9 protein-coding genes are annotated in these 9,838 nt (G+C 55.9%); 4 read left to right on the forward strand and 5 right to left on the reverse strand.

The genetic code is table 11. The features are described from left to right. The first annotated feature begins 461 nt into the window (after nt 1–461). From prfA to HQL56_15085, 3 genes are all read left to right on the forward strand, one after another. A complete protein-coding gene (gene prfA, locus HQL56_15075; protein ID MBF0310841.1) occupies nt 462–1,538 on the forward strand; it encodes a peptide chain release factor 1 in 1,077 nt (358 codons plus the stop codon). 344 nt (nt 1,539–1,882) lie between these two features. Next, complete coding sequence (locus HQL56_15080; GenBank protein MBF0310842.1) at nt 1,883–2,854, forward strand: hypothetical protein; 972 nt, start codon at nt 1,883–1,885, stop codon at nt 2,852–2,854. Continuing rightward, nucleotides 2,855–3,061: a hypothetical protein gene (locus tag HQL56_15085; protein MBF0310843.1), complete on the forward strand. Its 207-nt coding sequence runs from the start codon at nt 2,855–2,857 to the stop codon at nt 3,059–3,061. 339 nt (nt 3,062–3,400) lie between these two features. On the opposite strand, the gene HQL56_15090 is transcribed toward HQL56_15085, so the two are convergent. The 5 genes from HQL56_15090 to HQL56_15110 all read right to left on the reverse strand — a co-directional run bounded on the left by HQL56_15090 (nt 3,401) and on the right by HQL56_15110 (nt 8,318). Then, nucleotides 3,401–3,601, reverse strand: coding sequence for a hypothetical protein (locus HQL56_15090; protein ID MBF0310844.1), 201 nt, complete (start codon nt 3,599–3,601; stop codon nt 3,401–3,403). A gap of 24 nt (nt 3,602–3,625) precedes the next feature. Next, complete coding sequence (locus HQL56_15095) at nt 3,626–3,862, reverse strand: hypothetical protein (GenBank protein MBF0310845.1); 237 nt, start codon at nt 3,860–3,862, stop codon at nt 3,626–3,628. Nucleotides 3,863–3,865: 3 nt separating this feature from the next. Then, the gene (locus HQL56_15100) at nt 3,866–5,146 is read right to left on the reverse strand and encodes an LbtU family siderophore porin (protein MBF0310846.1); all 1,281 of its coding nucleotides are present in this window, start codon (nt 5,144–5,146) and stop codon (nt 3,866–3,868) included. Between the two features lie 450 nt (nt 5,147–5,596). Beyond that, entirely contained in the window at nt 5,597–7,180 is a 1,584-nt protein-coding gene (locus tag HQL56_15105) for a 4Fe-4S dicluster domain-containing protein (GenBank protein MBF0310847.1), read from the reverse strand. Between the two features lie 487 nt (nt 7,181–7,667). Next, nucleotides 7,668–8,318, reverse strand: coding sequence for a TIGR04211 family SH3 domain-containing protein (locus HQL56_15110; protein ID MBF0310848.1), 651 nt, complete (start codon nt 8,316–8,318; stop codon nt 7,668–7,670). A gap of 142 nt (nt 8,319–8,460) precedes the next feature. Here HQL56_15110 and argB point away from each other — a divergent pair, with 142 nt between their 5' ends. Then, entirely contained in the window at nt 8,461–9,393 is a 933-nt protein-coding gene (gene argB / locus HQL56_15115; protein MBF0310849.1) for an acetylglutamate kinase, read from the forward strand. The last annotated feature ends 445 nt before the right edge of the window (nt 9,394–9,838 follow it).

Consider the following 9,838-nt stretch of genomic DNA (forward strand, 5'->3'; position numbering starts at 1 on the left):
ATCCGGTGAGCCAGTTGCGACAGTTGGGCACGGAAGAGGATGGGGCGCGATATGTTGATGCCGCCCGAAAGATTTTCAAACTTGAAGAATAGATCTTTTTGACTTTCAATATTTAATCTTTTAAGTATCAAAAAAGAAAATGTTCTGTCCTTTGACTTTGATTGTTTGTATCTGTTCAGGTGGGTTGGAGGGGATTATCCCCCCCCGACGGGTCCAGGGCAGCGCCCTGGGACTCTTCCGTTTGCTGTTGACTTCCGACCCCATGGAGTCCAGGGGGCACCCCTGGGACTTTTCCTTTGTCTTTTGATTCGGCCTGCTGTGCCGGGCAGGGGTCTGAATAATTACGATTTTTTAATTTACAAATAAACAAATAACGTCAAAGGACAGAACATTTTCTTTTTTTGATACTTAAAAGATAAAATATTAAAAGGATACTTCAACTTCCTACTTCGGGCGCCATCATGTCCCTTTTCGACAAACTGAACGTCATCGCCAGACGCCACGCGGAACTGGCTTCTCACCTCTCTTCGGATCGCGCCGCTTCCGATACCCAGCGCTTGACCGCGATGAGCCGGGAGTTTTCCGAGCTTGACCCCATTGTCACCGCTTTTCGGAACTATCAGAAACTGGAGGAGGAGATTCAGGCCACCGAAGCCATGGCCCATGATCCCCAACTTGACGCCGACATGCGGCAAATGGTCAAGGAGGAGCTGCCTCTGCTGCAAGCGAAAAAGGAGGCGGATTTCCAGGCTCTGCGCATCATGTTGCTGCCATCGGATCCCAACGATGCCAAGAATGTCATTCTGGAGGTTCGCGCCGGAACGGGTGGGGAGGAAGCGGCTCTTTTCGCCGGGGATTTATTCCGCATGTACACTCGTTTTGCCGAATTGCGCGGCTGGCGTATGGAGCTTCTCTCCAGCTCTCCCACGGCGTTGGGGGGGTACAAGGAGGTCATCGCCATGATCACCGGGGAGAAGGCCTATTCGGTATTGAAGTTCGAATCGGGGGCGCATCGGGTGCAGCGGGTGCCGGTGACGGAAGCGGGCGGGCGCATTCACACCTCCGCGTGTACGGTGGCGGTATTGCCGGAAGCGGATGAAGTGGATGTTCACCTTGACGAACGGGATTTGCGCATTGATGTCTACCGCTCTTCGGGACCGGGTGGGCAGAGTGTGAACACCACCGATTCGGCGGTACGCATCACCCATTTGCCGAGCGGGCTGGTGGTGATTTGTCAGGACGAGAAGTCGCAGCACAAGAACAAGGCCAAGGCGATGAAGGTGTTGACGGCGCGACTGTATGATCAGGAGCGTCAGGCGGCGGACGGGGAGCGTTCCCGGGAGCGGCGTTCGCTGGTGGGCAGCGGGGATCGTTCGGAGCGGATTCGCACCTATAATTTTCCCCAGTCGCGTTTGACGGATCACCGCATCAACCTGACGCTTTACCGCCTGGAGCAGGTCTTGGCGGGGGATCTGGAGGAGATCGTGGGCGCGTTGGCCTCACACCACCAGGCAGCGTTGCTGGCGGGGGAGGAGTGAACCAACCCTGCCTTTCAATATGTTGCCTTTAAAGTATCAAAAAAAGGAAATGTTCTGTCCTTTGACTTTTATAATTAACTATTAGAGATCCTGGGATTTTGATGGAAATTATCCTCCCTGGCGGGTCCAAGGCGGGATCCCGAGACTTTACCTTTCGCTGTTAACCTTCCGACTTCATGGAATCCAGGATTATTCCATGCGGGATTCTATATAAATTTGACCACATTTTTTTGAGGTAAATTTAATTAATCTATTTTTATATAAAATAGATTGACAGCAGCGATTGCCTTCACTACTATTCCACTTTTTGTTTCAATAAAACATTCAACAAGAGTGGGCCTTGTATGGTTTTGACTATTACGGACAAACACGATATTCACGCTGATCGTATATTGAACCTTCTAAATAAAGACGATGTTTATCGCTTAGATTTAGATACTAATTCCCTTAAAGAAACATCGATAACATATGATGGAGTGAATTGGATAATTGAAACTATTAATGAAGGTCGGATATGTTCTTCCTCCATTAGTTCTGTATATCTTAGAAGACCTTTTGTAGAGTTAACATTACAAGAACAAGACAACACAGATTACAATTTTAAAATATGGCGAGGAGAGTGGAACAAAACATTGATCGGATTTTATAATTATATTAGGCATGTGCCATGGCTAAACCGGCTTAGAGAAGCCTATCGAGCTGAGAATAAATACTATCAAATGGAAATTGCAAAACAAGCTGGCTTGCATATACCTCCTATTTTAGTAAGCAATAACAAGGCTAAGTTAATTGAATTTGTTTCTAGGCATACAGATGTTGTACTAAAATTAATGAATCAGGAGTTTTATAAGCATCCAGATGGAGCATATAAAGGAATTTATGTGAATAAGTTGTCAGTCTCTGATTTTGAAGATTTCGGCAGTACAGATGAAAATCCAATTGTTCTTCAGCCCTATGTTGTAAAGAAATTTGAAGTTCGATACACCGTTGTTGGACAGGATCACTTTGTTTGTGCTATTGATTCCCAAAAATCAAAAATCGCAAATGTTGACTGGCGTCGCTATGATATTCCAAATACCCCCCATTTTCGTATTGACCCACCCCAAGAAATTAAGAAATGTGTTGATAATTTTATGAAATTGTTAGAACTTGAATTTGGTGCATTGGATTTTATTGTTACTCATCAAGACAGATGGATATTCCTAGAAGTCAATCCAATGGGGCAATGGCTGTGGTTAGAGGATTTAACTGGTTTGCCAATTTCACAAGCAATTGCAAACTGGTTGAAGCAACATTCTAATATCAGGAGGCAGTGAATGAAAGTTTTTGCTGGTCGTTTTCTTGAACCCTGTTCAAAAAATTCTGTTGAAAATTGTGCTTGGAATTGGCAGCCGAACAATCAAGAAATTCAGAAAATATACGGATCAGGAGCAAATACAAACACTCGAGAATCAACGTATGCTGCTGAAAGAGATGACCGGAGCGATCAGGACAGACCAAACGAGGGGATGCTGGCAGCTTAGATTACGCATTCATATTATAGAGGACTAACCAAAGTTTGTGGCTGGTCCTCTATTTTATAATAGATCTACAAATTAAATTCTCCATATATCATTCATATATAGAAGATTGGAGAAATTATCCCACCGGAAGGGGGCCATGGCAGCGCACTGGAACTTTATTAGATTTGCTATCTTTATGCTCGAAGAATCTCAAAACATGGCTTTCGAGAAACGTAACATCTACCACAAATTGCCTTATTGATTGTGGCCTGGATGACCAGATTGCTCGTCAGGAGCTAGAGAAAAAGAGGGAGAAAACGAATAATTGCAAGCATTAATTAATATCTTAAATAATCATTTCTAATACTTATTCATCATCCCGTTTCTCTCCGCCTCCTCGCTGATTTGATCCATCAACTGCTGAAGGCGTTCCACCGATGCGCGACGTTCTTGAGCGGATTGCAGGGTCACGGTATAGGTCTCTTCCGGATTGACATCGGCCAACTCTTTCCACTGTTGGGGAAGATCCCGTCCACGAAATTCACCAACGGTCATTGACATTGCGGATGGCTCCGGTCTGAACACTCAATGCGGGAAAAAAGATTTCAACAACAGCGTGACAACTCGTCCAACCGTAACCTGTCTTTCAGGAACACCAGCTCGGTAAGACGCGCCAAGAGGACAGAAAGAGCTTTGAAAAAAAACATCAACAGAAAAGTCAAAGGACAGAACATTTCCTTTTTTTGATACTTTAAAGACAACATATTGAAAGTCAAAAAACCCTGAAGGGCGATTTTCATCGCCCTTCAGGATCTGAAACACAACCTAGAATCCCACTTTCACTTCCATCAAACCGGCATCGGTCTCACGCCCGGTCCCGGTCGTGGCGCCGGATGCGGTGGTGCCCGTGTTGTAGTCGGTGTCATGATGCCACTCGAAGCCCAGCTTGGTGTTCTCCAGAATCCCCACGGAGAGACCCGCCAGCAGCCGGTTCTTCGGCAACGCCAAGTCCAACGCCTCGCGCGTGCCCTGATAGCCCACGGAAGCCACCGTCTCCTTGCCCATCAGATCGAAGGTGTAACCCAACTCGGTGCTCCAGACCCGAGGCTTGGCACCACGACCATTGAAGGCCATCTCGCCCACCTGGAACTGCTCCGTCGCCATCAAATACTCACTGAACAGGTTGACCTTGCCCACCTGAACATTCATGTGCGCACCCGCCGCGCCAATGTTGCTCTGAATGGTCGCGCTACGCCCGGAAACGGAGGTCCATACCGTGCCGGCATCCTCCAGACCCTGCATCAACCCCGCCCCCACATCCAGCTTGTAATCTCCCTTCTCCAACTGGTAGCCCAAGGCAATACCACCCTGACGAATCACATCGTTGCCCACGGTGCGATTGGCATCCCCGTTGAAGGCATAAACCGATCCGTAGAAACCGGACGCATTGAAACCAAGCTGCAGCGCCGTCTCCTTGGTCTCCGCCAAAGTCAGGGTCAGAGGATCGGAAATCATGTTGGTGGAGAAGGTCCCGAAAGGAACCGCCATCAGACCCGCCGTCACATAGACCGGACCCTTCGCGGCATCACCAACCGTGACAGTGGCCTTGTCTACATCCACCAGCTCCGTCGCATCCTCTTCATGCAACAACACCACGTTCAGGCTGACCAGTTCGTTGATCGCCGCATCCAGATTGAGCTGAACCTGGGAAACCGTGATGTCCGAAGTACGGGTGCGGTTAAAATTCTCCGTGCCCGCCGCCTGAACCTTCACTTCCCCACCCAGCTTGACCTTGTCGGTCCAGGAAGAGGCCGGCTTGCTCTCCGGAGCCGCCACCTGCACCTTCTCCTCCACCTTGCGGGCCAGATTGTCCGTGGCCACCTGACTCTCCTCACGAGTCGACTGAATCGTCTGACGCGCCTCGGACAACTGACTCTTGAGCTGGTCAAGCTCCTTCTGCTGCTTCTGCAACATCTGCCACATCTCTTCGCGGGAAGGCAGCCCCTCCTTCTTGGCCTCTTTGCCGTCCGCCCAGGCCAGGCCGCTGCCCATACCCAGGCTCGCCGCCAAACCCAATACGCTGACCCACTTCATGTTCTGCTTCATGCCCCTCTCCCCTCTGGTAAGCCCTGCCCAATCCGCTAAGTGCGAAACAGTATCATTTGCAATAAAACACCGCAAACCCTTTTCCGAGGTTCGTCACCGACGACGCCTCGCTCTGGCTAGTGTAGCAATGTATGGACCATTTGTCATATTTATTCCATAACCCCTGCTTCGGTGATGGTTCAGCCCGAAGTAACTATTCAGGCCCCTGCACAGCGCGGCATGATCGTGTCAACGGCGAAAGGAAAAGTCCCAGGGGTGCCCCCTGGACCCCATGGGGTTAGGGTTGAACGTCAACAGCCAAAGAATAAGTCCCAGGGGTGCCCCCTGGACCCCATGAGGTTGAACGTCAACAGCGAAAGGAAAAGTCCCAGGGCGCTGCCCTGGACCCGCCGGGGGGGATAATCCCCCCCGAACCCCCGTATACCTGAACAGATACGGCCCGAAAAGGGATCACAAAGCGTAGTCGGGACCGTCGCCGCCCTCGGGAGGCTGCCAGAGAAGATGGCCCAACGGATCCTTGATGGCGCAGCTGCGACAATGCAGGCATTGCCGGGGTTGGATGCGGGGTTCCGTGCCCGGCTCTTCGCTCCGGAAGACGGCGGCGGGACAATAGAGGCGTTCGGGAAAGCCGTAACGCTGGCCGGTTCGCTCCGTGGCTCCGCCGCCGACATAAGACACCGGAGAGGGTTGCTCCTCCCGATAACGCAGTCCGGAGAAGACCAGGGAGTCCGTTCGCTGGTCGGCGACGGGAGTGAAAGCCGGTTCCGAAAGAGGGTGCAGACGGGCGGCATCGTTTTGGCGCAGTCGCAAGGTCCAGGGAACGGCCCCTCCGCTGACGGCTTCCAAAGCGGCATTGAGCAGGCCGGGCAGGAGTCCGGCGCGAAAACCGGGTCGCACGTTGCGCACGGCGCGCAGGCGTTGGCCTGTTTCGCTGTTGGCCAGGCTGTCGGCAAATTGGCCCAGCGGGCCCGAGGCGGAGGTATCGTCGTTTCGGCAGGCGGCCACCACCAGCGGAGCGGCCAAGGTTCCGCTCGACAGTGCGGGGGCGATGCCTTGCAGGCGGGCGGTATCGAGCAATCCGGCGGCATCGCCCAGCAGCAGGACCCCGTCGGATACACATCGCGGCAGACTGGAGAAGCCGCCGGCCTGAATGGTGCGCGCCCCGTAGGAGAGCCGACGCCCCCCCTGCAGCCGCTGCCGCAGCAGCGGATGGTGTTTCCAGGCTTCGAAGAGGCCGAAGGGGAAGAGGTTGGCGGAGCGGTAGTCGAGAGCCACCACCAGACCCAGAGCGACACGATGGGTATCGAGCTGGTAGAGAAACCCGCCACCGTGGGCCAGACCGGTCAGGGGCCAGCCGACGGTATGTCGGATCCGACCGGGTTGGCCCGCTTCGGGCAACTGCCATACTTCGCGAAAGCCCAGGCTGTGGGTGGGTTCTCCCCGACCGTTGAGGTGGGGAAAGCGTTGCAGATGCCGGGTGGTCAAAAAGCCGCGACAGCCTTCCGCGAGCAGGGTTATCCGGGCCTGGATGTCGAAACCGGGTTGAAAACGGGGTCCGGGTTGACCGTGGCGGTCGCGTCCGAAATCGCCGGTGCGCACGCCGACCACCCGTTCGCCCTGGTATTGCAGGGCCATCGCCGTGGTTTTGGGCAGGATGACGCCACCCGCCTCCTCCACCCAGGCGGCCAGCCAGCGGCAGAAGGCTCCCGGATTGGGCAGCAGCAGATGGCCCGACGGGCTCCAGATACGGGGTATCGGCAGGGGAAAAGCGTGATTCGGGGTCAGATGGTGCAGGGTCTCCCCGATGACAGCGGGGCCCACGGGGCAGGAAGGACGATTGCGCCAATCGGGCAGGGCGGTATCGAGCAGAGACGGATCGACCATGGCGCCCGCCAGGATGTGGGCGCCCACGCGGGAACCCTTTTCCAGCACCCATACCGACAGTTCGGGCGCGAGAAGGCGGATGCCCAGCGCCGCCGCCAAACCGGCTGGCCCGGCGCCCACCACCAGGCAATCGCAAGAGAGGGTTTCCATGGAAATCGGTCCCGTCATACGGGGGTCCGGGGGGGATTATCCCCCCCGGTGGGGTTTGGGGCGAAGCCCCAAGGTTTTAGCCGTTGACGTGGCCGTAAGCGGTCCGCTGCACAATATTGCAGAGACAGCAGCCCAATTCCCCGCATGAACCCGATTGAACGCAGCGGACCGCGGGGGGGCAAGGGGGGGCCTCATCCCCCCATCCGTTGCGGACTCGCCATCCGGGACAAACGGAATGATGCGAAACCAACTTCTGCCGCCAGGCCTTCTGGGGACTGTACCGACTTTTCGCCGGATGTCGGGTTCAAGGATGGGGGGATGAGGCCCCCCCCTTGCCCCCCCGGCGGTCCGCGGGATTCCGTCAGGATCGCGTGGGGACCAAGCTTGAGAGTCCGACCGATTGGCAGCGGACCGCCAGTCAACAACCACACCTTGGGGCTTCGCCCCAAACCCCACCGGGGGGGATAATCCCCCCCGGACCCCCGTATTACTCCAACACCCCCACCGGACGCCGTCTGCGCCGCGCCATCACCATGCCGATGATCCAGCCCAGAATCAGCACCCCCGCCCCGGCCATGAAGAACTGGGTGTCGGAACGTCGCTCCAGCAGGCGTTTCTCGTCGCTGAGGTTCTGCACCTTGCTCTCCAGAGTACCAACCTGCTCCTTGAGGGATTTGTTTTCCGCTTCCATCTGCAACGCCTCCTGGGAGACCTTGCGAATGCGGTCCAACTCGTCCTGCAGGGCTTTCTGGTTGCCGAGCTGCTTGCGAACCTCCTTCAACTCGTTGCTCAGACGATCCCGGTCCCCTTCCGCCTTGAGGCGGGCGGCATTGGCCCCCTCCAACTGCTGACGCGCCGGAACTTCCTTTGAAAGATAGCGGGTCAGCACCCAGCCTTCGACCCCGCTGCCCAGGCGAATGAAGGACCAGCCGCTCTCCCGGCTTTCCACCAGTTCAGCGGTATCGCCGGTCTTGAGGATGCGAGCGATCTTGAATTCGGTGCCTTCTCCCTTGCGCAGACTGACATCGGTCATGATGTCGCTGATGTAGACCGTTTCCGCGAAAGAGGTTCCGGCGAGAAGAACCATGGACAACACCCCCAGATGACGGAGCCCTTTCAGGTGTGCATGCTTTGCCATGGTGGTTGTGTTTCCTTTCGGTTATGCTGCGTGGTTTTTGAACCGGTGGGGCGTCAGTCTACGGGAAAGCCGCCAGGGCGGCAAGAATCCCGAGCCGATCCGTCTCGCACTTGCAGTTTACATGCCATCGAGTGAGAAACCCATGCCCATTGCTCCGCTGATCGAACGCGCCCAGGTTCTGGTTGAAGCTCTTCCCTACATGCGTCGTTTCGCCAACGCCACGCTGGTGATCAAGTATGGCGGTCACGCCATGGTGGAGGAGTCGCTCAAGGCCTCTTTCGCCCAGGATGTCATTCTGCTCAAGCAGGTGGGCATCCATCCGGTGGTGGTTCACGGGGGCGGGCCGCAGATCGGGCGCACCATGGAACGCATGGGGTTGGTGCCTCGGTTCATCGATGGTCTGCGGTTTACCGATCAGGAGACCGTCGATGTGGTGGAGATGGTGCTGGCGGGCAAGATCAACAAGGACATCGTCAATCTGATCAACCGTCACGGGGGACGGGCGGCGGGGTTGTCGGGCAAGGATGGTCACACCATTCAGGCGCGCAAGAAGACCCATGTGCGCAAGGGGCCCGATGTGGAGGTGCCGGAGATCATCGATCTGGGCCTGGTGGGTGAGGTGACGCGCATCGACACCGGGTTGCTGGAGATGTTCCGCCGCTCGGACATCATTCCGGTGGTGGCGCCGGTCGGGGTCGGCAATGATGGGGAGACCTACAACATCAACGCCGATCATGTGGCGGGTCATCTGGCCATGGCGCTCAAGGCGGAGAAGTTGATTCTGCTGACGGATGTGGCCGGGGTGATGGATGCCACGGGCAAGCTGATCGCCTCGCTGGCGGCGGAAGGCACGCAGCGGCTGATTGGGGAAGGGGTCATCAAGGGGGGCATGATTCCCAAGGTGGAGACCTGTTTGCAGGCGGTCAACCACGGGGTGGGCGCGGCGCACGTCATCGACGGGCGGGTGGCGCATGCTCTGTTGCTGGAAATATTTACCGATCAAGGGGTGGGCACGGTATTTCGTTCCTCCGCGCCGCGCGCGCCGCGCTATCCCGAAGGGCCGATGTCGGCTTGAAAGTCAATACGGGGGTCCGGGGGGGATTATCCCCCCCGGCGGGGTTCGGGGCGGAGCCCCGAGGTGTTGACCTGGCTTTTGCCATTGGCCGTAGCGGTCCGCTGCCGCCAATGAAAGCGCATAAACCGGCCATCCCGCACTCAGCGGATTTATCGCAGCGGACCGCGGGGGGGCAAGGGGGGGGCCTCATCCCCCCATCCTTGAACTCTACTCCCGACAAATATCCGGGTTTTCCCGCCGTGCAAAGCCTTCCGTCAGGGGAGCAGGTCAAAGGCACACGTCAACGGATGGGGGGCTGAAGCCCCCCTTGCCCCCCGCGGTCCGCAGGGGGTCGTCCGGATCGTGCGGGTGGGAAGTGGGTACGCTTTCTTTTGATGCTGCGGACCGCTTACGGCCACGTCAACACCTCGGGGCGCTGCCCCGAACCCCGCCGGGGGGGATAATC

The organism is Magnetococcales bacterium (genome assembly GCA_015231925.1).
Classification (GTDB): Bacteria; Pseudomonadota; Magnetococcia; order Magnetococcales; family JADGAQ01; genus JADGAQ01.